The 24,939-nt window shown below is 39.9% G+C and carries 23 protein-coding genes; 20 read left to right on the top strand and 3 right to left on the bottom strand.

Translation table 11 applies throughout. The features are described 5' to 3' along the window. Positions 1-106 precede the first annotated feature (106 nt). The 8 genes from miaB (at position 107) to spoVK (ending at position 10,067) form a co-directional block, all read left to right on the top strand. Positions 107-1,651, top strand: coding sequence for a tRNA (N6-isopentenyl adenosine(37)-C2)-methylthiotransferase MiaB (gene miaB, locus K7887_RS10015; protein ID WP_223493383.1), 1,545 nt, complete (start codon positions 107-109; stop codon positions 1,649-1,651). 3 nt (positions 1,652-1,654) lie between these two features. Then, positions 1,655-2,092, top strand: a complete 438-nt coding sequence (locus tag K7887_RS10020) for a YlbF/YmcA family competence regulator (protein WP_088018149.1) — start codon at positions 1,655-1,657, stop codon at positions 2,090-2,092. A gap of 229 nt (positions 2,093-2,321) precedes the next feature. Next, a complete protein-coding gene (gene cotE / locus K7887_RS10025) occupies positions 2,322-2,861 on the top strand; it encodes an outer spore coat protein CotE (protein ID WP_148978891.1) in 540 nt (179 codons plus the stop codon). A 145-nt stretch (positions 2,862-3,006) separates the two neighbouring features. Next, complete coding sequence (gene mutS, locus K7887_RS10030) at positions 3,007-5,616, top strand: DNA mismatch repair protein MutS (protein ID WP_223493384.1); 2,610 nt, start codon at positions 3,007-3,009, stop codon at positions 5,614-5,616. Between the two features lie 18 nt (positions 5,617-5,634). Beyond that, entirely contained in the window at positions 5,635-7,524 is a 1,890-nt protein-coding gene (gene mutL, locus K7887_RS10035) for a DNA mismatch repair endonuclease MutL (protein WP_223493385.1), read from the top strand. Between the two features lie 94 nt (positions 7,525-7,618). Further along, positions 7,619-8,569 (top strand): tRNA (adenosine(37)-N6)-dimethylallyltransferase MiaA, encoded by a 951-nt coding sequence (gene miaA, locus K7887_RS10040; protein WP_223493386.1) that lies wholly within the window; start codon positions 7,619-7,621, stop codon positions 8,567-8,569. A gap of 30 nt (positions 8,570-8,599) precedes the next feature. Further along, the gene (gene hfq, locus K7887_RS10045; RefSeq protein ID WP_010193436.1) at positions 8,600-8,827 is read left to right on the top strand and encodes an RNA chaperone Hfq; all 228 of its coding nucleotides are present in this window, start codon (positions 8,600-8,602) and stop codon (positions 8,825-8,827) included. Positions 8,828-9,134: 307 nt separating this feature from the next. Continuing rightward, positions 9,135-10,067 carry a stage V sporulation protein K gene (spoVK, locus tag K7887_RS10050; RefSeq protein WP_223493387.1) on the top strand — a complete coding sequence of 311 codons (933 nt, stop codon included), beginning with the start codon at positions 9,135-9,137 and terminating at the stop codon, positions 10,065-10,067. A 35-nt stretch (positions 10,068-10,102) separates the two neighbouring features. Here the strand turns inward: spoVK and K7887_RS10055 are convergent, their stop codons facing one another. Beyond that, positions 10,103-11,608: a phytoene desaturase family protein gene (locus K7887_RS10055; RefSeq protein ID WP_223493388.1), complete on the bottom strand. Its 1,506-nt coding sequence runs from the start codon at positions 11,606-11,608 to the stop codon at positions 10,103-10,105. A 140-nt stretch (positions 11,609-11,748) separates the two neighbouring features. Between K7887_RS10055 and K7887_RS10060 the strand changes: the two genes are divergently transcribed. Then, positions 11,749-12,822 carry a glycosyltransferase family 2 protein gene (locus tag K7887_RS10060; protein ID WP_223493389.1) on the top strand — a complete coding sequence of 358 codons (1,074 nt, stop codon included), beginning with the start codon at positions 11,749-11,751 and terminating at the stop codon, positions 12,820-12,822. A 63-nt stretch (positions 12,823-12,885) separates the two neighbouring features. On the opposite strand, the gene K7887_RS10065 is transcribed toward K7887_RS10060, so the two are convergent. Continuing rightward, entirely contained in the window at positions 12,886-13,494 is a 609-nt protein-coding gene (locus tag K7887_RS10065) for a trimeric intracellular cation channel family protein (protein ID WP_148978897.1), read from the bottom strand. A 177-nt stretch (positions 13,495-13,671) separates the two neighbouring features. On the opposite strand from K7887_RS10065, the gene hflX reads away from it, so the two are divergent. The 8 genes from hflX to K7887_RS10105 all read left to right on the top strand — a co-directional run bounded on the left by hflX (position 13,672) and on the right by K7887_RS10105 (position 21,051). Next, a complete protein-coding gene (hflX, locus tag K7887_RS10070) occupies positions 13,672-14,940 on the top strand; it encodes a GTPase HflX (RefSeq protein ID WP_223493390.1) in 1,269 nt (422 codons plus the stop codon). Between the two features lie 12 nt (positions 14,941-14,952). Continuing rightward, positions 14,953-16,221, top strand: coding sequence for a methionine gamma-lyase family protein (locus K7887_RS10075; protein ID WP_223493391.1), 1,269 nt, complete (start codon positions 14,953-14,955; stop codon positions 16,219-16,221). 501 nt (positions 16,222-16,722) lie between these two features. Beyond that, entirely contained in the window at positions 16,723-17,127 is a 405-nt protein-coding gene (locus tag K7887_RS10080) for a MerR family transcriptional regulator (RefSeq protein ID WP_223493392.1), read from the top strand. 69 nt (positions 17,128-17,196) lie between these two features. Next, positions 17,197-18,531: a type I glutamate--ammonia ligase gene (gene glnA / locus K7887_RS10085; protein ID WP_223493393.1), complete on the top strand. Its 1,335-nt coding sequence runs from the start codon at positions 17,197-17,199 to the stop codon at positions 18,529-18,531. 125 nt (positions 18,532-18,656) lie between these two features. Further along, the gene (locus K7887_RS10090; RefSeq protein WP_223493394.1) at positions 18,657-19,058 is read left to right on the top strand and encodes a hypothetical protein; all 402 of its coding nucleotides are present in this window, start codon (positions 18,657-18,659) and stop codon (positions 19,056-19,058) included. A 19-nt stretch (positions 19,059-19,077) separates the two neighbouring features. After that, entirely contained in the window at positions 19,078-19,311 is a 234-nt protein-coding gene (locus K7887_RS10095; protein ID WP_223493395.1) for a phage holin, read from the top strand. 77 nt (positions 19,312-19,388) lie between these two features. Further along, positions 19,389-20,327, top strand: a complete 939-nt coding sequence (locus K7887_RS10100; RefSeq protein WP_223493396.1) for a nucleoside hydrolase — start codon at positions 19,389-19,391, stop codon at positions 20,325-20,327. Positions 20,328-20,427: 100 nt separating this feature from the next. Beyond that, a complete protein-coding gene (locus tag K7887_RS10105) occupies positions 20,428-21,051 on the top strand; it encodes a DUF421 domain-containing protein (protein WP_223493397.1) in 624 nt (207 codons plus the stop codon). Between the two features lie 33 nt (positions 21,052-21,084). On the opposite strand, the gene lexA is transcribed toward K7887_RS10105, so the two are convergent. Further along, positions 21,085-21,696 carry a transcriptional repressor LexA gene (lexA, locus tag K7887_RS10110; RefSeq protein WP_060666501.1) on the bottom strand — a complete coding sequence of 204 codons (612 nt, stop codon included), beginning with the start codon at positions 21,694-21,696 and terminating at the stop codon, positions 21,085-21,087. Positions 21,697-21,834: 138 nt separating this feature from the next. Here lexA and K7887_RS10115 point away from each other — a divergent pair, with 138 nt between their 5' ends. The 3 genes from K7887_RS10115 to tkt all read left to right on the top strand — a co-directional run bounded on the left by K7887_RS10115 (position 21,835) and on the right by tkt (position 24,883). Next, positions 21,835-22,509: a YneB family resolvase-like protein gene (locus K7887_RS10115; RefSeq protein WP_223493398.1), complete on the top strand. Its 675-nt coding sequence runs from the start codon at positions 21,835-21,837 to the stop codon at positions 22,507-22,509. 45 nt (positions 22,510-22,554) lie between these two features. Beyond that, positions 22,555-22,785, top strand: coding sequence for a DUF896 domain-containing protein (locus K7887_RS10120; protein ID WP_223493399.1), 231 nt, complete (start codon positions 22,555-22,557; stop codon positions 22,783-22,785). Between the two features lie 91 nt (positions 22,786-22,876). Continuing rightward, positions 22,877-24,883, top strand: coding sequence for a transketolase (gene tkt / locus K7887_RS10125; RefSeq protein WP_223493400.1), 2,007 nt, complete (start codon positions 22,877-22,879; stop codon positions 24,881-24,883). Positions 24,884-24,939 lie beyond the last annotated feature (56 nt).

Consider the following 24,939-nt stretch of genomic DNA (forward strand, 5'->3'; position numbering starts at 1 on the left):
TTATGTAAACTTCTCCATATTTATTGTTTAAGAAGCCATAAAATTATATACTATGTTAATGTGTAGAGTTTTATGCGCTCTACTTTTCTGGAAAGGAGTTAACACAATGAATGAGAAACAAAGAGTGGAAGCAGGACAAGTAGTCACTGGAAATTCTTCGGACAAAAAATCCGAAAAGGATTTCAGTAAATACTTTGAGTCTGTTTATGTACCACCTTCCCTGAAAGATGCGAAAAAACGCGGAAAAGAAGAAGTTGCCTATCAAGATTTTTCTATATCTGATGAATTTAAAAACCTTGGGGACGGCAAGAAATTTTATATTCGTACGTATGGTTGTCAGATGAATGAACATGACACGGAAGTAATGGCAGGGATCTTCCTTGCACTAGGTTACGAACCGACCTACACAGTTAATGATGCGGATGTTATCCTTTTAAATACCTGTGCGATCCGGGAAAATGCAGAGAACAAAGTTTTCGGTGAACTAGGACACTTAAAGACTTTGAAAAAATCAAGACCTGGTTTATTAATCGGTGTTTGTGGCTGTATGTCCCAGGAAGAATCAGTAGTGAATAAAATCTTGAAAACTTATCAGCAAGTTGACATGATCTTTGGTACTCATAATATTCACCGTCTTCCTAACATTTTAAAAGACGCATATATGTCTAAAGAAATGGTGATCGAAGTTTGGTCTAAAGAAGGCGACGTTATCGAGAATCTTCCAAAGAACCGCAAAGGTGAAATAAAAGCCTGGGTAAACATCATGTATGGCTGTGACAAGTTCTGTACGTACTGTATTGTGCCATATACACGAGGTAAAGAGCGTAGCAGACGTCCAGAAGATATTATTCAGGAAGTGCGTCACTTGGCAGCACAAGGTTATAAAGAGATTACATTGCTTGGACAGAATGTAAATGCGTATGGAAAAGATTTTGAGGATATAAAGTATGGACTTGGCGATTTAATGGACGAAATCCGTAAAATTGACATTCCTCGAATCCGTTTCACAACAAGTCATCCAAGAGACTTTGATGATCGCTTGGTGGAAGTGCTTGCTAAAGGCGGCAATCTTCTCGACCATATTCATTTACCAGTTCAGTCAGGTAGTTCTGAAGTATTGAAATTAATGGCGCGTAAATATGATAGAGAACGATACCTTGAGTTAGTTGGTAAAATAAAAGCGGCAATGCCAAATGCTTCATTGACGACGGATATCATTGTTGGATTCCCTAATGAAACAGAAGAACAGTTTGAAGAAACGATGTCTCTGTATCGTGAAGTGGAATTTGATACAGCGTATACTTTCATCTATTCTCCACGTGAAGGTACTCCTGCTGCAAAAATGGTGGATAACGTTCCACTTGAAGTGAAGAAAGACCGCCTGCAACGACTTAATGCACTTGTAAATGAGATCTCTGCCAAGAAATTAAAAGAGTATGAAGGGCAGATTGTGGAAGTGTTAGTTGAAGGGGAGAGTAAGAAAAATCCGGAAGTCCTTGCCGGATATACAGATAAAAGTAAACTAGTTAACTTTAGAGCACCAAAATCTGTCATAGGTAAAATTGTCAAAGTGAAAGTGGTAAAAGCTAAAACTTGGACATTGGATGGAGAATTGGTGGAAGAAGTAGCAGAAGAAGCACTGGAGGTATAAAAAATGGCAAAATATACGAGAGCAGATATAGTAGAAAGAGCAAAAGAATTGGCACAAATGATAGCTGACACAGAAGAAGTGGAATACTTCAAACGTGCAGAAGAACAAATCAATGAAAACCAAAAGATCAAAGAAATGGTTGCAAGTGTGAAGAGCTTGCAAAAGCAGGCTGTTAACTTCCAACATTACGGAAAAACTGAAGCCCTAAAGAAAACAGAAGCGAAGTTAGATGCACTTTTAGCAGAAATGGATGAGATTCCTATTGTGCAAGAATTCAAAACTTCCCAAACAAATGTAAACGACCTTTTACAATTAGTTTCTTCTTATATCTCCAAAACAGTAACAGACGAGATCATCGTTGCAACTGGAGGAGATGTCCTTCGCGGAGAAACCGGCTCCTACGTTAAAAACACCACATACGGTGGAGGAAGCTGTTCATAATTTTGACTACAAAAGCATGGAAGCTAAATTCCATGCTTTTTTTGTCGTCTGCTGCACCTTGTGATTTTTTCAAAAAATAGGCACATATCCAGATAAGCTTGCATACAATGAACTATACGTTAATGTGTTAGAAATCATGTAGTTATGCAGCAAATTCAATCTAATCACAATTGTCATTTAACCCGCATAGGATGAAATGAAGATTGTAATGAGGAGGGTGTATGCTCGAATGTCTGAATACAGAGAAATTATCACAAGAGCAGTAACCGGCAAAGGTAGAAAGTTTACGCAGTCCAAACATACGATTAGTCCCTCGCATCGTCCTACAAGCATTTTAGGATGCTGGGTCATTAACCATACGTATGATGCGAAAAAAGTGGACGATACCGTAGAAGTAAAAGGGAAATATGATATTAACGTCTGGTATTCACACAGTGATAATACGAAGACGGAAGTTGTGACGGAAACTGTTTCCTACAAAGATGTCGTGAAGCTAAGGTATAAAGATGAAAACAGCCTTGGTGATGATCATGAAGTAATTGCGCGTGTCCTACAACAGCCTAATTGCTTAGAAGCGAGCATCGCGGACAAGGAAGCAAAAGTAGAAGTGCAAGTGGAAAGAGAATTCTTAACTGAAATTATTGGGGAAACCAAGATTACAGTGGAAGTACATCCAGACACATTAGCGGATGATAATGACTGGGATGTTGATGAGGATGAGTTTGAAGACTTGAATCCAGACTTTATCGTCGACGGATACGAAGAGTAAAGGAAACCGGGGAGCATGATGCTTCCTGGTTTTTTTGTTGGACCATGATTCTACCAATGATGAATTGAAGGTATACTGCAACCACCCCTGACACACCAAAATATGATATAATAAAGCAGCAAAAAACAATAGTTGGGGGATTACGATGGCTTCTTATACGCCGATGATACAGCAATACCTGAGAGTAAAGGCAGACTATCAAGATGCCTTTTTATTTTTTCGCCTGGGCGATTTTTATGAAATGTTTTTTGAAGATGCGACTAAAGCATCTCAAGTACTTGAAATTACATTAACCAGCCGCGACGGTGGGGGAAAAGAACGAATCCCAATGTGTGGGGTACCCTACCATTCGGCTCCTAATTATATAGATCAATTAATTGAAAAAGGTTATAAAGTAGCTATTTGCGAACAGGTGGAAGACCCGAAACAAACAAAAGGGGTCGTTAAAAGGGAAGTGGTTCAACTGATCACTCCTGGTACCGTCATGGAAACGAAAGGTTTATCTGACAAACAAAACAACTTTTTGACGTCCATTACCCATTTTGAAGACGAGACATTCGGACTTGCTTATGCGGACCTTTCTACAGGGGAACTGCATACGACTGTTATAACCGGACCTGTCCAGCAACTTGTAAATGAGGTATATTCCATTGGTGCGAAGGAAATAGTGGTTTCTGAGAATTTCCCACTAGACCTTGTTCAAATGATTAAAGAAAGAATGGTCACCACATGCTCTTATGAGGAAGCAACAGACATCCCAATGGAATTTAGCCAAATCGTTCAAAATTTGGAACAAGAGAAGTTGCAGTTATCTGTTGGGCGATTACTTCATTATTTAAAGAGAACGCAAAAGCGCAGTTTAGATCACCTTCAACCAGCAAGGTTTTTTGAATTAGATCAATCGATGAAAATTGACCTCTTTTCAAAGCGCAATCTTGAGTTGACGGAAACCATTCGTTCAAAAGGGAAAAAAGGTTCCTTGCTTTGGTTGTTAGATCAAACTGTTACAGCAATGGGTGGCCGCTTGTTAAAGCAATGGGTGGACAGGCCATTAATCAATCCTGCATTGATTGAACAACGTCATGATATGGTAGAAACCCTTATCAATGAGTATTTTACAAGACAAGAAATACGAGAGCTTTTAAAAGAAGTCTATGATCTTGAAAGACTTGCGGGAAGAGTAGCGTTTGGAAATGTAAATGCAAGAGATCTTGTGCAATTACGGAAATCTCTTTCGCAGATTCCACACCTGAAGTCGATGGTGGAAAAGCTTCCAATAGATAATACTTCCATACTGGATAACATGGATGAGTGTGAAGAGTTGACAGCTCTACTTCATGATAGTTTAATTGAGCAGCCTTCCTTGTCGGTTAAAGAAGGCAACATGATGAAAGATGGTTTCCATGAGGAGCTGGACAAGTACCGGGATGCTAGAAGAAACGGCAAGACTTGGATAGCTGAATTAGAGAAAAGAGAACGAGATTTAACGGGAATACGGTCTCTTAAAATAGGATATAATCGTATTTTTGGTTACTATATTGAAATAACAAAAGCGAATATCTCCTCTCTACCAGAGGGCAGATATGAGAGAAAACAGACACTTGCCAACGCAGAACGATACATTACAGAAGAACTAAAAGAAAAAGAGACACTTATTTTAGAAGCGGAAGAAAAGATTGTCGCACTAGAATATGAACTTTTCCTGAAACTACGAGAAGAAGTGAAGGCGTTTATTCCCAGACTGCAGAAACTTGCGAAAGCAGTAAGTGAAATCGATGTCCTTCAATGCTTTGCAACCATCAGTGAAGATAGATACTATACAAGACCTTCTTTTAATGACGAAAGAAAAGTATATATCACAGAAGGTCGTCATCCAGTAGTGGAAAAAGTGATGGATGCGAACGAATATGTACCCAATGACACTTGGATGGATAAGGAGAATGAGATGCTTCTTATCACAGGTCCGAACATGTCCGGTAAAAGTACGTACATGCGCCAAGTGGCCCTGACAGCGATCCTTGCTCAGATTGGGTGTTTCGTACCGGCAAAAGAGGCGTCCCTTCCCATTTTCGATCAGATTTTTACGAGAATAGGTGCTGCTGATGACTTAATATCGGGTCAAAGTACGTTTATGGTCGAAATGTTAGAAGCGCGTAACGCCATTGTCTATGCGACACAGAACAGCTTGATTCTATTTGATGAGATTGGCCGGGGAACGTCCACCTATGATGGTATGGCCCTTGCCCAGGCATTAATTGAATATATCCATGATAAAATTGGAGCAAAAACCTTGTTCTCCACTCACTATCATGAATTGACATCTTTGGATAAAGAGCTTAAAAAGCTAAAAAATATTCACGTTAGCGTCGTTGAACAAAATGGGAAAGTGGTATTTCTTCATAAAATGAAAGAAGGACCTGCAGATAAAAGCTATGGTATTCATGTGGCAGAATTAGCGGAACTTCCAAAAGAATTAATAACACGAGCCCAAACCATCCTTGAAAAATTAGAAAGTCAACCGAAGAGTGAACCTGTCGAAGTTGCTGCTGCAAAAGAGGTAGATATAGTACAAGATCCTTTAACACAACTATCCTTCTTTGAAGAGACAAAAGAGAACAAGCAATCTGAGAAGCAGAGCCGAAGTGAAAAAGCAGCACTTGAAAAACTGAGAAAAATAGAGTTGCTTGAAACCACACCGCTAGAAGCGTTAAATAAACTGCACGAAATTCTGAAGTTATTAAAAGTAAAATCTTAAAAGGGAGGAGGGAATAGAATGGGAAAGATTGTCCAGTTAGATGAGAGTTTAGCAAACAAAATAGCTGCCGGGGAAGTGGTAGAGCGTCCTGCTTCGGTGGTAAAAGAGCTCGTGGAGAATGCCATTGACGCAAACTCCACCATCATCGAAATCGAGCTTGAGGAAGCCGGTCTATCTAAAATTCGTGTGCTCGACAATGGAGATGGCATAGAGCAGGAAGATTGTCTGACAGCATTCCAACGGCACGCAACAAGTAAGATTAAAAATGAAAATGATTTGTTCCGCATCCGTACGCTTGGTTTTAGGGGTGAGGCACTGCCTAGTATTGCTTCCGTCTCCCTTTTTGACATTACCACAAGTACCGGGGAAGGTCCGGGTACACATCTGAGCTTTAAAGGTGGAGTGTTGGAAACCCAGGAGCTATCGAGCAGTCGAAAAGGAACCGATATCGTCGTGCAACACTTATTTTTCAATACGCCAGCAAGATTAAAGTATATGAAAACAATCCACACAGAATTAGGCAATATATCTGATATGTTGAATCGACTTGCATTAGCCCATCCTTCTATTTCCTTCCGTCTTAGCCATAATGGAAAAAGGATGCTCGCAACAAATGGGAATGGTGACAGCCTGCATGTTTTAGCAGCCATTTATGGGATGAATATCGCCAAGAAAATGGTTCCCATCCACTTTACTTCGTTAGACTTTGAAGTGAAAGGTTATATTGCCATGCCTGAAGTGACACGGGCATCCAAAAATTATATCTCTACCATTATTAATGGTCGCTATGTGAAGAACTATACAGTGGTAAGAGCAATTCAAGAGGGATATCACACACTCCTGCCAATCGGAAGATATCCAATTGTTTATATAGAAGTCATGATGGACCCTCTTTTAGTGGACGTTAATGTACACCCGGCAAAGTTAGAAGTAAGGCTGAGTAAAGAAGATGAGCTTTATAGGCTTGTAGCCGAAGGGATAAAAGACGTATTTGGTCAAAAGCAACTTATTCCTTCCAATAGCCCAAGAAAGCAGACAAGCTATATGGAAGAACCGAAACCTACCCAGCAAACCTTTACACTTGATGAGAGACTTACGGTTGAACGTCCCGTACAAAGACAAGAACAAACTTCTAACAACCAGAAGGAAGAAGAAAATAGATCGTTTCAGATTAATGAATCATCTAAACCCTGGGGAGATACCGACAATAACGGTGCTGATCAAAATAATCAGCATGAGGAGTATGTAGAAAGTTCTTTTGACGAGGTAGAGGAAATTCCTCAAGAAAAGCAACCTGAACCTTCTCGTGAAGAAAAGAGGGAATCACGTATTCCTGCTCTATATCCTATAGGTCAGATGCATGGTACCTACATCGTAGCGCAAAATGAAAATGGATTATACCTAATTGACCAGCATGCTGCACAAGAGCGGATAAACTATGAATATTTTTATAAAAAACTCGGCCGGGAAGAAAGAAATTTACAAGAACTTCTTGTTCCTTTGACCATTGAATGTTCTTTAGACGAGTATTTGTTTCTTGAAGAGCATGCGGACGTTTTCGAAGAGGTAGGAATCATGCTTGAACCTTTCGGCCACCAAACATTCATCGTGAAGGCTCATCCGGTTTGGTTTCCTAAAGGAGAAGAAAGAGAAACGATTGATGAAATGATCAATTTATGTTTGGAAAAGAAAAAAATAAACATCTCTGACTTAAGAGAAGAAGCAGCAATTATGATGAGCTGTAAAGCGGCTATTAAAGCCAATCATCATCTTAGACAAGATGAGATAACTGCCCTTCTAAACACGTTAAGAGAAGCTGAAAACCCATTTACATGTCCTCATGGAAGACCGATTCTCATTCATTTTTCGTCCTATGAATTGGAAAAGATGTTTAAGCGGGTCATGTGAAAATAAGAAATTTTTTATCAATTAGATTGAGCTCGATGGAAAATGGGTATAATGATATCTTGTGATAAAGAATAATTGAGAGAGTGAGTGAGCGTTGGGAGAGAAGCAAAAAGTTATTGTGATAATTGGTCCAACAGCAGTAGGAAAAACAAAAACTAGCGTGGAATTGGCAAAAAGGCTGAATGGTGAAATCATCAGCGGAGATTCCATGCAAATCTACAAGACAATGGATATTGGGACTGCCAAAGTTAAAAAGGAAGAAATGCAGGGTATTCCGCACTTCCTCATTGATATTAAAGAGCCTAAAGAAGCTTATTCGGTCGCAGAATTCCAACAGGATGTCCGGAATAAGATCGACGAAATAACTTCAAGAGGTCGTATTCCTATCATTGTTGGCGGAACGGGTCTTTATATTCAATCTGTCCTATATGACTATCAATTTTCAGAAAGTGGGAAAGATGAGGAAATTCGTCTCCGCCTTGAAAAAAGAAGTCAAGAAATAGGAGTAGAAAAGTTGCATCAAGAACTTAATGAAATTGATCCGAAAAGTGCTGCCAATATTCATCCCAATAATGTGAGAAGAGTAATCCGTGCGTTGGAAATATTCTATACTACCGGAAAAACCATGTCAGAGTACCAGGATACCCAGCAACCTGAACCATTGTACGACATTGCCTTAATCGGTCTCACCATGGAAAGAGAAAGGTTATATGAAAGAATCAATCTCAGAGTGGACCTGATGATGGAGGAAGGTTTGCTAAAAGAAGTGCAAACTCTCTATAATAATGAGATCCGAGATTGCCAGTCCATTCAAGCAATCGGCTATAAGGAGTTGTATGCTTACTTTGATGGTAAGGTAACGTTAGAGCAGGCTGTGAATGACTTAAAGCAAAATTCAAGAAGGTATGCAAAAAGACAGCACACTTGGTTCCGTAATAAAATGGATGTCACTTGGTTTGACATGACAGATGCAGATTTTGAGCAAAAGTTATCACAAATTTTCACGGTTATAGCAGGAAAGCTTCGACTTGGAGCGAATAAGTAAGGAAGATAGAGATAAGAGGAGGAAGAAAAGATGAAGCAATCAATCAATATCCAAGACCAAGTTCTTAACCAATTAAGAAAAGATGGAACAAGCGTAACGGTTTTCTTGCTGAATGGGTTTCAACTTCGTGGATTAATAAAAGGGTTTGATAATTTCACTGTGCTTTTAGAAACAGAAGGGAAGCAACAGTTGATTTATAAACATGCCATCTCTACTTTTTCTCCATCAAAGAACGTACAAATCGAAACAGAAGCTTAAAACCAGCTATATGCTGGTTTTTTATTTTGCCTAAAATAAACATATAGCTCTTTAATTATCATATATTTAGTTAATAAATGGAGAATTTCTCTCCATTTGTTTTATTGCGGAAATAATGGGCTCGAAAAGCGGTAATTATTTCTCGGGAAAGCGCATAATATGACAAGTTTGTCAATAGTTTGATGAAAATATATGAAAGTTGTAGAAGAGAATCGAAAAAGTGCAGATTTAAGGGAACTATTGTGTAGGTAATTGTGTACTGCATCAGGATATGTCGGATTTTGGCGTGGAAATGAGGTGGACATTCTTGGATCAACCCATGAAAAACCAGAATGGGAAAATAAATATCGTCTTAAATGGGCAAAAAAAGCCGTTGAGAGTCACCCATGTTCATACATTAGAGGAGCCGCTTACGCCTACCAACCATGCAATCTTGCAGGAAATAGAGCGGGAAATGGGGGAATTGATAGGATTACAGGAAATGAAAAAAGTGGTTAAGGAAATATATGCATGGATTTATGTGAATAAAAAGCGGGAAGAAGTCGGGTTGAAAACAGAGAGGCAAGTGCTTCATATGATGTTCAAAGGCAACCCTGGTACAGGAAAGACGACTGTTGCCAGGTTGATTGGAAAGTTGTTTTGTGACATGAATGTCCTATCAAAAGGACACCTGATTGAGGCGGAAAGAGCAGATCTTGTCGGGGAATATATTGGGCATACTGCTCAGAAGACAAGGGATTTGGTAAAAAAAGCGTTAGGAGGCATTTTGTTTGTGGATGAAGCCTATTCGCTTGCAAGGGGAGGAGAAAAGGATTTCGGGAAAGAAGCAATTGATACCCTGGTGAAACACATGGAAGATAAGCAGCATGATTTTATTTTGATACTTGCTGGTTATCAGCGGGAGATGGAAGAGTTTTTGAGGACGAATCCCGGTCTTATTTCCCGTTTTCCGATTATCGTTGATTTTCCCGATTATTCTGTTGAAGAGTTGATGGAGATCTGTCAGCGGATGCTGAAAGAACGGGAATATATTATGAGTAAAGAGGCGGAATGGAAAATGCGTGAGCACCTCAATCAAATGAAAAGTGTCTTATTGCCATCAGCTTTCAGCAACGGCCGCTATATTAGAAATGTTTTGGAAAAATCAATAAGGACTCAAGCGATGCGCCTTTTAATGTATGACAGTTTTCATAAAAATGAATTGATGACGATTGAAGCAAGAGATCTTCTCTTGAAATAACAAAAATAGCAGCCTGCCTGGCTGCTATTTTTGTGTTACCCGATACTTTTATTAACTTGTTCCCAATCTTCGTTAATGGCATCTGCAGTCAGTTGGCCGGATAATGTCACCATCGGTACTCCACCGCCTGGGTGAGTAGAACCTCCTGTGAAGTATAGATTATCAAGCAGTTTACTTCTGCAAGGGATTTTAAATCCGCCATTCTTTTTGCGGTCTGTCACGACTCCATAGATGGAGCCTCCGTTTGCTCCGTATAAATTCATTAAATCGTTAGGAGTAAAACAATATTCAAACTCAATGGATGAGGATAACCCGTCTAGACCCATTCTTTCTAATTTTGAAAGAACTTTTTCGCGGTAAATATCTTTATATTCATCCCATGATTCCCCTTCTTTTAATGGTGGTACGTGGGTGAGGACAAATAGGTTATCTTTGCCTTGTGGAGCTTGAGTTGTATCAGTTTTGGATGATACCCCAATATAGATTGTGGGATCCAGTGCCGGCTTACCTTCGTTGAAGATGGTGTGAAACTCCAATTCAGGGTCTTCTGAGAAGAAAAAGTTATGATGTGCCAGTTCGTCATATTTTTTGTTCACGCCAAGTAGTAATACAAGGCCGGAAACAGTTGGAGAAAACTTTTCTAAATCTTCAGCGGCTCTATTTGCCATTGGAATATCTTTTAACAATGTTTTATAGGTAGGAATCGCTTCAAGGTTTGATACAACCAGATCTGCACGGATTTCTTCCCCATTCTCTAAGATAATCCCTGTTGCTTTCTTTCCTTCCGTTGTAATTTTACGAACGGAGGTATTCAAGCTGTACGTAACACCCATTTCATCCAACAGGGCCTGCATGGCTTCGGCGATTTTGTACATCCCGCCCTTTACATAGTAAATGCCAAGGCCAAGTTGAACATGAGTTAATTGGGACAGGACAGCTGGCGCATGATAAGGAGAAGAACCGATATACATAATCATGAAATTAAAAAGTTGTTGGAGATGTTTGTCTTCAAAATACTTTTTTGTAATTTGATCCATCGATTTCATCGGATCCATCCCGATAAGTTCCTTCAGATTGTGCAGTGCTCGAAGTTCGCCTAATCCAGAGAGGCTCTTCTTGTAAAAACTCTTCATGCTATACTCGTACATTTTGCTGCAATAATTCAAATACTCGAAAAAGCCGTTCGCATCTTTGGATGAGTGTTCTCTAATTTGCTCTAACATTTTTGGGAGATCGCTGGTTACGTCAATTTTCGTTCCATCCTCAAAAAAGGTTCGCCATTGAGGCTCTACTCTTTCAATGGTAATATAATCATGTAAATTTCTTTTTGCGCTTGCAAACAATTGTTCCAACACCCATGGCATCGTCAGGATAGATGGACCGGTATCAAAAGTAAATCCCTTGCCTGAACGAATGTTTAACTTACCTCCAAGACGCTCTCCTTTTTCAATTACATGTACATTGTAACCATCAGCGGACAGTCGGATAGCAGCCGATAAACCACCAAGGCCACCACCAATCACTACTACTTTCTTTTTCATTCTTATTCCTCCTTATGAAAACTAATGAGTTTGACTAGACTGTCTAGTAGGTAGAAGTAAAAATTAAGTGTATACAACTTTTTATTTTACCCTTTTTTTCTATTTTCAAACTAAAATAGAAGTATATGGAGGAGTTCATATTGACGGCATTAATATTAATTATGACATTATTACTAGGGAGAGTACTGTTTTTTCATATTCCGAGCTTGTCTTTTGCGCGAGAGAAGACTACTTTACTGAAAAAGGTTTCCGTAATCATCCCCGCAAGAAACGAAGAAGGAAATCTTCCTGTTTTATTAAAATCGTTGCAGGGTTATCACGGTAAGGTAAAAGAGATTATTGTGGTAGACGATCATTCAACCGACGAAACGGTAAAGGTTGCAAGAACTTTTGGCGCCCGTGTTGTCAAATTAGAGGATCTTCCTGCAGGATGGTTTGGAAAATCCTTTGGGTGTTGGAACGGGGCAAAACATGCCACCGGAGATATATTTTTATTTTTAGATGCGGACACAATTATCTCGGAAAATGGCTTAGAAAATATGCTTACGGCATACAAGGGAGAGGGTGACGTGCTTTCTGTTCAACCTTATCACAAGATAAAAGAAAAATATGAAAGCTTATCGTCCTTCTTTCATCTAGTGGTGATGGGATCCCTTGGCGCCTTTCATATTTTGCAAAAATGGCTGCCGGTTAAGGGGGCGTTCGGGGCGTGTCTTCTGATCGGCCGGCAAGATTATTTTAAGTATGGTGGCCATCAAGCAATTCAGGGAGAATTAATGGAGAACATGGCGTTTGGCTTTCAGGTTCAAAAGCACGGCGGAAAAGTTAGGTGCTATAGCGGAATGGGAGCAATAGAAATGAGGATGTACCCAGAAGGTTTTGGTTCGCTATGGAATGGATGGAGCAAAAGCTTTGCAACAGGAGCATCAAGAACAAATATTTGGTATTTGATGTTGGTTTGTGTATGGCTTGGAGGTTTGATGACATTTCTAACAAGCTATCAAACCCTTCCTTTAGAACTTTATGTTACTGGATATGTGTTAATCGCTTTGCATATTAAGAGGACGCTAGCAATTATCGGAAACTTCGGGTGGGGAACCGCATTATTATTTCCTTTTCATCTAATATTCTTCTTTATCTTGTTTGGCTACTCTTGTGTACAAACCTTTTTCAAAAAGAATGTAACTTGGAAAGGGCGGAAAATTGACCTGTGAAATTTGTAAAAAAACAGGAGGCAGATTCACCTCCTGAAAAAATGTTCTAAATACACCAGGAATCTATGCAGCACTTTGTAAACTTCGGTTAGGTAACCTCCATTTGTACGTGTAAGAAAGGACACGCAAAGAGACAATTCCTACAAAGAGGATATAAAGTTGAACCGGGGAGCTGGCAATTCCAAAGCCGATGATTAAGCCGGCGAGGATTGCCCAAGCTGCATATATTTCCGCTCTTAATACAAGCGGCCTTCTGCCTGCAAGTAGGTCGCGGATGATACCGCCCCCGCTACCTGTCAATACTGCAGCGACTACTACTGCACTAATTGGGTGATTCATGCCTGTAGCAAACAAAGCCCCTTGGATGGCAAAGGCGGCAAGGCCGATTGCATCAAAGAAATTGCCCCACTTCCTCCAGTGCTTTAACAAATTATTTGGAAACAGGAAGACTGTTGTCATTGCGACCAGAGCAACTTGAAACAGCATTCCTTGCTCCCAAAGAGCGGAGATTGGAACTCCGATGAGGAGGTTTCGAACGGCTCCGCCCCCAAAAGCTGTGACTATTCCTAATATATAAACGCCGAGTATATCATACTCTTCTTCCATCGCTACAATCGCTCCGCTTATAGCGAATGCAATGGTTCCGATGATGCTGAAAACTTCCCAAGTCATGCGATCTCACTCCATCAAAATAATACAAGATACATAAAGCCTTCCTGATTTTATATAGAAAACCAGCTGAATGCAATAGTTTTAGAGGATTTAATAGAGAAAAAACGGATATTTTGATATGATTAAGGGACTTATTCAACAATAACTAATTATATTTTAGAAAAAGGGGTTACGCATTTGAACGAAACGCAAAAGAAAGAAAAAGAAAGGGTCATCCTGGTTGGTTGTCAATTGCCAAAAGTTGATGATCAAGCATTCTTCTATTCCATGGATGAATTAGCATCCTTGACCAAAACAGCCAATGGTGAAGTTCTCGTTACCTTAACACAGAAGAGGGAGCGAGTTCACCCTGCTACATACATAGGTAAAGGGAAATTAGAGGAGTTGGTCCAACTTGAAGAAGAATTGGAACCGGAAATTATAATCTTTAATGGAGAACTGGCACCAAGTCAAAACAGGAACCTTTCCAAAATCCTAAATGCCAGAATTATTGATCGTACACAGTTAATCCTGGATATATTTGCTCAACGTGCAAAATCAAAAGAAGGTAAGCTCCAAGTGGAGTTGGCTCAGCTTCAGTACCTTTTACCCCGTCTAGGCGGAAAAGGTGTGGAACTGTCCCGTCTTGGAGGCGGTATCGGAACAAGAGGGCCTGGTGAAACAAAGCTAGAGTCAGATCGCAGACATATTAATAGAAGAATTGTGGATATCAAAACACAGTTAACTTCTATTGTCAGTCATCGAGAAAGATATCGTGAGCGCAGAAAAAGAAATCAAGCATTTCAACTTTCATTGGTCGGTTACACGAATGCGGGGAAATCAACTATTTTTAATCGTTTAACGGAAGCTGGTACGTTTGAGGAGAACCTATTATTCGCAACGCTTGACCCGACAACAAGAAAGGTCATGATGCCATCTGGGTTCAATGCCCTTCTGACTGACACGGTAGGGTTTATCCAAGACCTGCCGACCTCACTTGTAGCGGCATTCCGTTCTACACTTGAAGAAGTGACAGAAGCTGATCTGATTTTACATGTGGTCGATAGCTCAAGTCCCGATCACGTCAACCATGAACAAACGGTAGACAAATTGTTAAAGGAACTTGGAGTGGAAGGTGTTCCGGTATTAACGGTTTATAATAAGAAGGATCAAACTACAGAAGGTTTTACACCTGCGTATAATGAAGAAATGTTGCATATCAGTGCACTGGACATGGATGACATTTCGAAATTGATGAATAAAATAGAATCGCTCATCAAGGTGCAAATGCAGCCATATCATATTGTTGTGCCGTCTTCTGAAGGGAAAATTATTTCTCAATTAAAACAAGAAACCATCCTTTCAAAAACGGATTTCACAGAAGAGACAGAAAGCTATGAATTAGAAGGCTATTATTTTGATAACTCAAAATTGGCATCTGTTATTCAGCAAAGAATGAAGAAATAGAGGAGAATACAAATGTTCCATTTATTACAGCATGGGGAAGTCATTGAACCGATTGTACGTAAAATAGAAGAAAAGCTTCAAGAAGGTTTTCAACAGGTTGATGCTAATGTGGAAACCAATCAATTCCGTGTATTAAAAAGCTTCCAGGAGAATCGTGTAAGTGATTCTCATTTCAACCCGTCTACTGGATATGGATATGATGATATTGGCAGGGATACGCTTGAGAAAATTTATGCAGAAGTATTGGGCGGGGAAGCGGGGCTTGTGCGTCCGCAAATCATCTCAGGCACACATGCCATCTCGATTGCGCTGTTTGGTGTGTTAAGACCAGGAGATGAACTACTTTATATCACTGGAAAGCCCTATGATACTTTAGAAGAGATCGTGGGAATTCGCGGAACTGGCGTGGGCTCTTTAAAAGAGTACAACATCGGTTACAAAACAATTGACCTTAAAAATAACCGCGGAATTGACTGGGAGGCTGTCAGCAATGCAATTACGCCTTCTACCAAAATGATTGGGATCCAACGTTCCAAAGGTTATGCAACCAGACCATCTTTTACTATAGAAGAAATAAAAGAAATGATTCGCTTCGTAAAAGAAATTAAACCGGACGTAGTCGTGTTTGTCGACAACTGTTACGGGGAATTTGTGGAGCTTGAAGAACCATGCCATGTTGGGGCAGATTTAATGGCCGGTTCTTTAATTAAGAATCCTGGTGGTGGTATCGCTAAAACAGGCGGATACATTGTTGGGAAAAAAGAATTGGTGGAAGCTTGTTCCTACCGGATGACCTCCCCTGGAATCGGGGCAGAGGCCGGTGCAAGTCTATACAGCCTGCAAGAAATGTATCAAGGTTTCTTTCTTGCTCCCCATGTGGTTGGACAGGCATTAAAAGGAGCCATGTTCACTGCTGCGTTTTTAGAAGAGCTCGGGATGAATACCTCCCCAAGCTGGGATTCGCACCGGACGGATTTGATCCAATCCGTGCAATTTGACGATAAAGAAAAAATGATTGCCTTTTGTCAGGCGATCCAATATGCATCACCTGTCAATTCCCATGTGACCCCGTATGCAAACTATATGCCTGGTTATGAAGATGACGTCATCATGGCAGCGGGAACGTTTATTCAGGGTGCGAGTATTGAACTTACGGCTGACGGTCCGATCAGAGCGCCGTATGTCGCGTATGTTCAAGGCGGCTTAACGTATTCGCATGTCAAGATTGCGGTATGCAGTGCAGTGGATCATTTGATTAGTAAAGGGTTATTGGATAGTTGAATTTTTTGTGAGCCTGGGGGTGAGCCCTGGGCTTTATTTGTTGTTATGAAATTTTTGGAAGATGAAGACCTGAGTGAAGCGAAATACGGTCGGGAGAGGTCTTCATAGAGCGAATGAAGACCTGAGTTAAGCGAGAACTGGTCTGGAGAGGTCCTCATGGGGTGGATGAAGACCTGAGTTAAGTGAAAAATGGTCTGGAGAGGTCTTCAAGGTGCGGATGAAGACCTGAGCTAGGCGAGAAACGATCAAGAGAAGTCTTCATGAAGCCGATGGAGATCTAAGTGAGATGAAATTAGTCATTATGTTTTCAATTGTATGTAAGTGGTTATATATAAAGGGGACCCAAATCCCTATTACATATAGCTGCAATCCTCATTTCGAATGATTATTCATAGAAAATGCAAAAATCATGTCAGAAAACCTAACATGTTCTTGACAGATTATCTAACATCGCATAAACTAAGAGTAACTTCATAGGAAATGATGAAAGGAGGATTTGTAGTGAGTGACAATATTAGACGTTCGATGCCATTGTTTCCAATAGGAATTGTCATGCAACTAACGGAATTGTCAGCTCGACAAATCCGATATTATGAAGAAAATGAGCTTGTATTTCCGGCTCGTTCAGAAGGCAACCGCCGACTTTTTTCCTTTAATGATGTAGATACTCTATTAGAGATCAAAAACCTCATTGAACAAAAAGTGAACATAGCTGGCATCAAACAGTTGATGGCAGTCAAGCAACAGCGCGATGAAGTTCCTTCAGAAGAAGTGACCAAAGAGGCTGCTAAGCCAGAACTGTCAGATGATCAACTGCGCAAACTATTGCGTGCCGAAATGATGCAAGCGGGAAGATATAATCGAACAAGTCTCCGTCAAGGAGATATGTCCCGATTTTTCCATTAATTTTTTTGAGTTTTTTGGTAAGTTTTTATTAAAACTATAATAGTAAAAATTTTGAGGAGGAACTTTATTATGGCTAAGTACACACACGAGGACATCAAACGTATCGTCCAGGAGGAAAATGTAAAATACATCCGTCTACAATTCACGGATATTCTTGGAACTATCAAAAACGTAGAAATCCCTGTAAGTCAATTAGAAAAAGCGTTGGATAACAAAATGATGTTTGACGGATCTTCTATCGAAGGTTTCGTACGTATTGAAGAATCTGATATGAACTTATACCCTGATCTTGACACATTTGTAGTTTTCCCTTGGACTTCTGAAAAAGGTAAAGTTGCCCGCTTTATTTGTGACATTTACAACCCAGATGGAACTCCATTTGAGGGAGACCCTCGTGCAAACTTAAAGCGTATGTTGAAGGAAATGGAAGACTTAGGATTTTCTGATTTCAACGTTGGTCCTGAGCCAGAATTCTTCCTATTCAAATTAGATGAAAAAGGTGAACCTACTTTAGAATTGAATGATAAAGGTGGATATTTCGACTTGGCTCCAACGGACCTTGGTGAAAACTGCCGCCGTGATATCGTTCTTGAGCTAGAAGAAATGGGCTTTGAAATTGAAGCTTCCCACCATGAGGTAGCTCCAGGACAACATGAAATTGATTTCAAATATGCAAACGCAATTCAAGCTTGTGATGACATCCAAACATTTAAACTGGTTGTTAAAACGATTGCTCGTAAACACGGATTGCACGCAACATTCATGCCAAAACCATTGTTCGGTGTGAACGGTTCCGGTATGCACTGTAACCTTTCCTTATTCCAAAATGGCGAAAATGCGTTCTATGATGCAAACGGCGACCTTGAATTGAGTGATAATGCAAGACACTTCATCGCAGGTATCATCAAGCACGCTACGGCGTTCACAGCGGTGACGAACCCTACTGTAAACTCTTATAAGCGTCTTGTACCTGGATACGAAGCACCTTGTTATGTTGCTTGGTCCGCTCGTAACCGTAGCCCATTAATCCGTATCCCTGCTTCCCGTGGAATCTCTACTCGTGTAGAAGTTCGTAGTGTTGACCCTGCAGCTAACCCGTACCTTGCAATGGCTGTATTACTGCAAGCTGGCCTTGACGGAATCAAGAATAAATTGGAAGCTCCAAAACCAATCGACCGCAACATCTATGTGATGAACAAAGAAGAGCGTGTGGCTGCTGGTATCGCTGACCTTCCTGCAACACTTTATGCTGCACTTGAAGAATTAAAATCAAATGAAGTAATTCAAGCTGCTCTAGGTGAGCATTTACTTGAGCACTTCATCGAAGCAAAAGAAATCGAGTGGGATATGTTCCGTACACAGGTTCACCCATGGGAGAGAGATCAATATTTAACTCAATACTAAGATATTCAAAAACCTTCGCACATAACGTGCGGAGGTTTTTTTTGCGGAATTGAGATTTTTGTCCTGTCATAATATCCACTTCAAACAAATAAGCTTTACTAGTAAGTGTACAAGGGAGTGGCTATATGGCAAAAGTGAACCATCCTACTGTAACAGCGGAAATGATTGAAAAGTATTATGAGTGTAATAAGCAAAAAAGAGAAATAGAGAAACAGATGGAAGAATTAAAGGAGCGATTTCATCTTTATTTTGACAAAAGCTTTGGAGAAGATGAAAAAGCAGAGGTTGTGATGGGAGGATACAAGCTGCAAAGACAGGTTAGAAAATCGGAAAAATACTCCGATGAAACCATTTCAAAGCTTGAGGCTTTAAAAATGACTGACCTGATAAAAACAGTCAAGAAGCCTGATGATGCAAAAATAAAAGCCGCCATTCAACTTAATCTGATTAATGAAAAGGACCTGGAAGGTTGTTTAGTAACCAGTTCATCGTTAGCGATTTCAGTAAAGCCACTTACACCAAAATAATTTAAGAGGGGGTTGTGTTATGTCAGAGCAGAAACAGATTAGACCGGTTTCCAAAGGCGCGTGGTTCCGAATCGTGTTTCTTGCATTTGCTCTTGTAAATCAGCTACTCGTAGTTTATGGGAAATCGCCTTTACCTTTTACAGAAGCACAGCTGGAGCAATTATTCAGTTTAATTTGGACTGCCGTTGCAGCACTCGTTGCTTGGTGGAAGGATAATGATTGGTCAGAGAAAGCTAGAAGTAGAGTTAAGTGATCAATAAAAAGACCGAGGTCCCATGCCTTGGTTTTTTTCCATTTTAGAAATCTAATGCTTAGTGGAGAGTGGAGAATATGAAAATATTGCTTTTCGCAGATCCCGGAATTGACGACTCTTTAGCAATTATCTATGCATTGCTTCATCCTGAAATTGAGCTGATGGGAATAGTTACAGGATATGGGAATGTTTCTGTATATGATGCAACACGAAATGCCTCCTTCCTTTTGGCGCTTGCAGGAAGATCAGATATTCCGGTTATGAGGGGAACTTCACAGCCTTTAAGTGGCATCCACACGGTTTTTTATCCCGAGATACATGGACCACAAGGATTAGGCCCGATAATACCCCCTGAAGACTTCAAAGCAGAGGTAAGTCCCTTTGAGTTAATGTTTGAGATTATCGAAAAAAATATAGATGACATCATAATTGTTGATGTGGGTAGACAGACATCTCTTGTTTTCGCCTACAATCTCCGGCCTGAACTTATGGACCAGGTTAAAGAGGTATATCTTATGGGAGGAGCATTCATGGTTCCTGGTAACGTAACAGATGTTGCGGAAGCCAACTTTTGGGGAGACCCAATTGCTACTTCTGTAATCTTGAATAAAGCGCAAAAAGTATATATAACCCCACTAAATGTAACAAACAGGGCTATAATTACTAGGGATATTGCGACATTCATTTTCAATCAAACTAGTAGTCCGTACAAATATCTAATTCCAACTGTCACCAATTATTATGCTACATTTTACGACCAGGTGATGCCTGGTATAGATGGTTCACCAGTGCATGATGTATTCACCCTATATTATCTATTGAATAAGGATAAAACATATACAATTCAAAGAGATGTAAGGGTTGCAGTTGTTGACGGAAACAGAGGGCAAAGCATAGCGGACTTAAGGATGGTTTACAAAGAGCCTGAACGGAAACATTTTATAGTGATGGATTTTGATTATAACGATTTTATTGCTGACTTTACAAGGGTGAATTTGAGAGACGCAAGCCGATAAATATTTAAAATTACTGCTAGCCCCAATTTTCTAATTGCTGAATAAAAAACAGTGATGTGATTATTATAAAAACATAGTAGTTAGATGGGGTGATGAGTTAATGGATCTGAATTGGATTTGGAAAGCGGTTTTAATAACTATAATAGGAACGTTTTTACTAAGAATTGCAGGAAGAAAGTCCATTTCACAGATGACTTTAGCTCAAGTGGTAATAATGATTGGTATCGGTTCTCTGTTAATTCAACCTTTAGCAGGTAAAAGTATTTGGGTAACGTTTGGTGTAGGTATCACTCTTGTAGTAACACTGGTTTTAATGGAGTTCTTACAACTAAAATCCGACATCTTTGAAAAGTTGATTACGGGAAAATCCAAGATACTAATAGAAAATGGAAAATTAAATGAAAAAACATTAAAGAAATTAAGATTTACCATTGACCAATTGGAGATGAAACTTAGACAGAATAGTATATCTAGTATAAGTGATGTTAAGTGGGCCACTCTAGAGCCGAACGGGCAATTAGGATTTGAGTTAAACGAACAAGCTAAGCCGATAACCAGGAAAGAATGGAATCTCCTCTATCAAGAAATTCAACTTTTAAAAATAATGATTAATCCTTCAAGCAAACCAAGCCGTCTTGATAATGAGAAAGAAGGAAATCTATTTACCGAAGTTAAGAATGGAAAACATAAATTAAAAGAAAGTCCAGATGAGAAACTGGATTAATGACCAACAAAAAAAGCCGGTATACGGCTTTTTTTAATGGATATTACGATATACACCGATAACTTTACCAAGAATGCTCACATTTCGGACAATGATAGGTTCTAATGTAGAGTTTTCCGGCTGCAGTCGGATATAATCCTTTTCTTTAAAGAAACGTTTGACTGTAGCTTCATCTTCTTCAGTCATGGCAACAACGATGTCTCCGTTATTAGCGGATTGTTGCTGACGAACGATAACATAGTCCCCATCAAGGATTCCGGCTTCGATCATACTGTCCCCCATAACCTCAAGCATGAAAACTTGCTCGTCTGGTGCAACATAGCGATCAGGAAGTGGAAAGTAGTCCTCTACGTTTTCAATGGCTGTAATTGGTTGACCCGCGGTTACTTTACCGATGATCGGAACATTGACGGCAGAAATCTTAGGGATAAGTTCATCTTCCATAATTTCGATGGCTCTCGGTTTAGTGGGATCTCGGCGAATAAGACCTTTGCTTTCAAGTCGAGCAAGATGCCCGTGTACAGTGGAGCTAGAAGCTAGTCCAACCGCTTCCCCGATTTCACGGACGGAAGGTGGATATCCTTTAGCTTGGACTTCTTTTTTTATGTAATCTAATATGTCCTGTTGCCTTTTTGATAGTTTCATATTCCGCACCTCTATCATTTATATTAGTGATAGTATAGCATGTTTTGGTATAAAATACAAACATAAGTTCGAATTATTGACAAGAATATATGTTCGCTTGATAATAATAGTTTAAAAGAATGGTGGAGGAAAACATACATGAAGGGAATCATTTATTGCCGTGTGAGTACAAAAAAAGATACACAAGAAACGTCGCTGTCCCGGCAAAGGGAAGAGTTAGTTTCCTTAGCGGCACATCGAGATATAGAAATCGTCGAGATTGTGGAGGAACAGGCGAGCGGATATGATTTGGATCGTGAAGGTGTTTTTCAAATAATCGAACTTATTTCAAGTCAGCATATTGATGTTCTTCTAATCCAGGATGAAACAAGGCTTGGCAGAGGGAATGCAAAAATCGCTTTTTTACATTGGTTGAGAAAACATGAAATAAAGATATTTTCTATAACGGATAATGGGGAATTGAGATTATCAGATTCTGATTCGATGGTTATGGATATTGTGGCAATAGTTGAGGAATACCAAAGAAAGCTACATAATTTGAAAATAAAAAGAGGCATGCAACGTGCGGTGAAAAGAGGATATGACCCCACAAAAAACCTGACAAACATCCATATGAGCCCTGGACGCGAGAAAATTGAGGTGCCGATTGAAGAGATAGTCAAACTTCGTAACAACAAACTTACTTTTCATGAAATCGCTGCCACATTAAGAGGGCTTGGATATGACGTTTCTAAAGCTACTGTAAACAGACGCTATCGGGAGTATATAGAAGAGAACGACACCGGTTTGCTTGTAAAAAAAGAACCGCTCTAGTAAGATAAAAGCATATCTTCACAAGGAAGAAAGAAGGAGTTTTCTATGTTATCAAAAGAAAAAATAGCAAGAATTAATGCACTGTCAAAAAAGGCCAAAAGCGAAGGCCTTACAAAGGAAGAAACAGTTGAACAACAAAAGCTTCGTCAAGAGTATATCAAGACTTTCCGAGCTTCCATGGAAAATACTTTGCAAGGTGTCACAATCGTGGATCCGGAAGGAAATGATGTCACTCCGGAAAAATTAAAGGATACTAAAAAGAATTTAAAGCATTAATTGCTTTTTTTCAGAACATTGGAACATACTATCTATGATAAAATAGAATCTTTCCAATAAAAATAAGTTAAAGAGAGAAAGGGTGGAAAAGATGACACAACATATTGATCAACTTTCCATTAACACAATTCGTACACTATCTATCGATGCAATTGAAAAAGCTAACTCAGGGCATCCAGGAATGCCAATGGGTGCTGCACCTATGGGCTATTCTTTATGGACAAGATTTATGAATCACAACCCTAAGAATCCGAACTGGTTCAATAGAGACCGCTTTGTACTGTCTGCAGGTCACGGTTCTATGTTACTTTATAGCCTTTTACATTTAGGTGGATATGACGTTTCTATGAATGATTTAAAAGAATTCCGTCAATGGGGAAGTAAAACTCCTGGACATCCTGAATTCGGTCATACTCCTGGTGTAGATGCAACAACTGGTCCACTTGGACAAGGAATTGCAATGGGTGTCGGAATGGCAATGGCAGAACGCCACTTGGCAGCTACATACAATAAAGAAGATATGGAATTAGTAAATCACTTTACATACAGTATTTGTGGAGATGGAGACTTGATGGAAGGTGTATCTGGAGAAGCTGCTTCTCTTGCATCTCACTTGAAATTGGGCCGTTTTATCGTTCTTTACGATTCTAATGATATCTCACTTGATGGGGACCTTGATCGTTCTTTCTCTGAAAGCATTGAAACGCGTTTCAAAGGATACGGCTGGCAATATATCCGAGTGGAAGATGGAAACAATTTAGAAGAAATTGCTGCTGCAGTGGAAGAAGCACAGAGTGATTTGTCCCGTCCAACAATGATTGAGGTGAAGACCACTATCGGTTATGGTTCACCAAACCGTGCAGGTAAATCGGACGTTCATGGTGCTCCTCTAGGTTCAGATGAGTTGAAATTAACTAAAGAAGCATATAAATGGACATTTGAGAACGACTTCCATGTTCCGGAAGAAGTGTACACGCATTTCCGTGAAACGGTTGCAGATAAAGGTGCAAAAGTGGAAGCGGAATGGAATGAGCTATTTGATGCTTATAAAACAAAATACCCAGAGCTTGGAAAACAGCTTGAAGCAGCAATGAAAGGTGAACTTCCTGAAGGATGGGATTCCGAGATTCCTGTTTATGAAGAAGGAAAAAGCTTAGCTTCCCGTGCTTCTTCTGGTGAGGTTCTGAACGCTATTGCCAAACAAGTACCTTACTTCTTTGGTGGATCTGCTGACTTGGCTGGATCAAACAAAACGAATATTAAAAACGAAGCTGACTTCACAGCTGAAGATTACAGCGGACGTAATATTTGGTTTGGTGTTCGTGAATTCGGAATGGGTGCAGCTATGAACGGTATGGCGTTACATGGTGGTCTGAAAGTATACGGCGGAACTTTCTTTGTATTCTCTGATTACTTGCGTCCTGCAATCCGATTAGCAGCGCTTCAAGGGCTGCCTGTGACATATGTGTTTACACATGACTCCATCGCAGTTGGAGAAGATGGACCTACACATGAGCCGATTGAACAGCTACCATCATTGCGTGCAATGCCAAACCTATGTGTTATTCGTCCAGCAGACGGTAACGAGACGGCTGCAGCATGGAAAGTGGCGTTAGAATCCGAAAAAACACCAACGGCACTTGTGTTAACACGTCAAAATCTACCTACTATTAAAGGAACAGATGAGACTGCACTTGAAGGTGTGCGTAAAGGTGCTTATGTTATTTCCAAAGCTGGAAAAGAAACTGCGGATGCACTTATCCTTGCAACAGGATCTGAAGTTGGTCTTGCTGTAGATGCTCAAAAGGCGTTACAACAAGATGGCATTCATGTTTCTGTCGTGAGTATGCCTTCATGGGATCGTTTTGAACAACAATCTCAAGAATACAAAAACTCTGTATTACCGAAAGATGTGAAGAAACGCCTTGGAATTGAGATGGCTACTCCACTAGGCTGGGAGCGCTATACTGGAGATGAAGGGGATATCCTTGCAATCAACGGATTCGGCGCATCAGCACCAGGAGAGCGAATCATGAAAGAATACGGATTTACTACGGAAAATGTAGTTGCACGTGTTAAAGCGTTATTAGATAAATAAGCAATTAACTGGAGTGAGCATTGCCTAATTTAGGGGTAATGCTCATTTTTTTATAG

It is taken from the genome of Sutcliffiella horikoshii (genome assembly GCF_019931755.1).
In the GTDB taxonomy this organism is placed as follows: domain Bacteria; phylum Bacillota; class Bacilli; order Bacillales; family Bacillaceae_I; genus Sutcliffiella_A; species Sutcliffiella_A horikoshii_E.

Excerpts from the sequence above, each read along its gene's own strand:
- miaB (WP_223493383.1), top strand. The coding sequence starts at position 107 with ATGAATGAGAAACAAAGAGTGGAAGCAGGACAAGTAGTCACTGGAAAT.
- K7887_RS10020 (WP_088018149.1), top strand. The coding sequence starts at position 1,655 with ATGGCAAAATATACGAGAGCAGATATAGTAGAAAGAGCAAAAGAATTG.
- cotE (WP_148978891.1), top strand. The coding sequence starts at position 2,322 with ATGTCTGAATACAGAGAAATTATCACAAGAGCAGTAACCGGCAAAGGT.
- mutS (WP_223493384.1), top strand. The coding sequence starts at position 3,007 with ATGGCTTCTTATACGCCGATGATACAGCAATACCTGAGAGTAAAGGCA.
- mutL (WP_223493385.1), top strand. The coding sequence starts at position 5,635 with ATGGGAAAGATTGTCCAGTTAGATGAGAGTTTAGCAAACAAAATAGCT.
- hfq (WP_010193436.1), top strand. The coding sequence starts at position 8,600 with ATGAAGCAATCAATCAATATCCAAGACCAAGTTCTTAACCAATTAAGA.
- K7887_RS10055 (WP_223493388.1), bottom strand. The coding sequence starts at position 11,608 with ATGAAAAAGAAAGTAGTAGTGATTGGTGGTGGCCTTGGTGGTTTATCG.
- K7887_RS10065 (WP_148978897.1), bottom strand. The coding sequence starts at position 13,494 with ATGACTTGGGAAGTTTTCAGCATCATCGGAACCATTGCATTCGCTATA.
- K7887_RS10075 (WP_223493391.1), top strand. The coding sequence starts at position 14,953 with ATGTTCCATTTATTACAGCATGGGGAAGTCATTGAACCGATTGTACGT.
- glnA (WP_223493393.1), top strand. The coding sequence starts at position 17,197 with ATGGCTAAGTACACACACGAGGACATCAAACGTATCGTCCAGGAGGAA.
- K7887_RS10090 (WP_223493394.1), top strand. The coding sequence starts at position 18,657 with ATGGCAAAAGTGAACCATCCTACTGTAACAGCGGAAATGATTGAAAAG.
- K7887_RS10095 (WP_223493395.1), top strand. The coding sequence starts at position 19,078 with ATGTCAGAGCAGAAACAGATTAGACCGGTTTCCAAAGGCGCGTGGTTC.
- K7887_RS10100 (WP_223493396.1), top strand. The coding sequence starts at position 19,389 with ATGAAAATATTGCTTTTCGCAGATCCCGGAATTGACGACTCTTTAGCA.
- K7887_RS10105 (WP_223493397.1), top strand. The coding sequence starts at position 20,428 with ATGGATCTGAATTGGATTTGGAAAGCGGTTTTAATAACTATAATAGGA.
- lexA (WP_060666501.1), bottom strand. The coding sequence starts at position 21,696 with ATGAAACTATCAAAAAGGCAACAGGACATATTAGATTACATAAAAAAA.
- K7887_RS10115 (WP_223493398.1), top strand. The coding sequence starts at position 21,835 with ATGAAGGGAATCATTTATTGCCGTGTGAGTACAAAAAAAGATACACAA.
- K7887_RS10120 (WP_223493399.1), top strand. The coding sequence starts at position 22,555 with ATGTTATCAAAAGAAAAAATAGCAAGAATTAATGCACTGTCAAAAAAG.
- tkt (WP_223493400.1), top strand. The coding sequence starts at position 22,877 with ATGACACAACATATTGATCAACTTTCCATTAACACAATTCGTACACTA.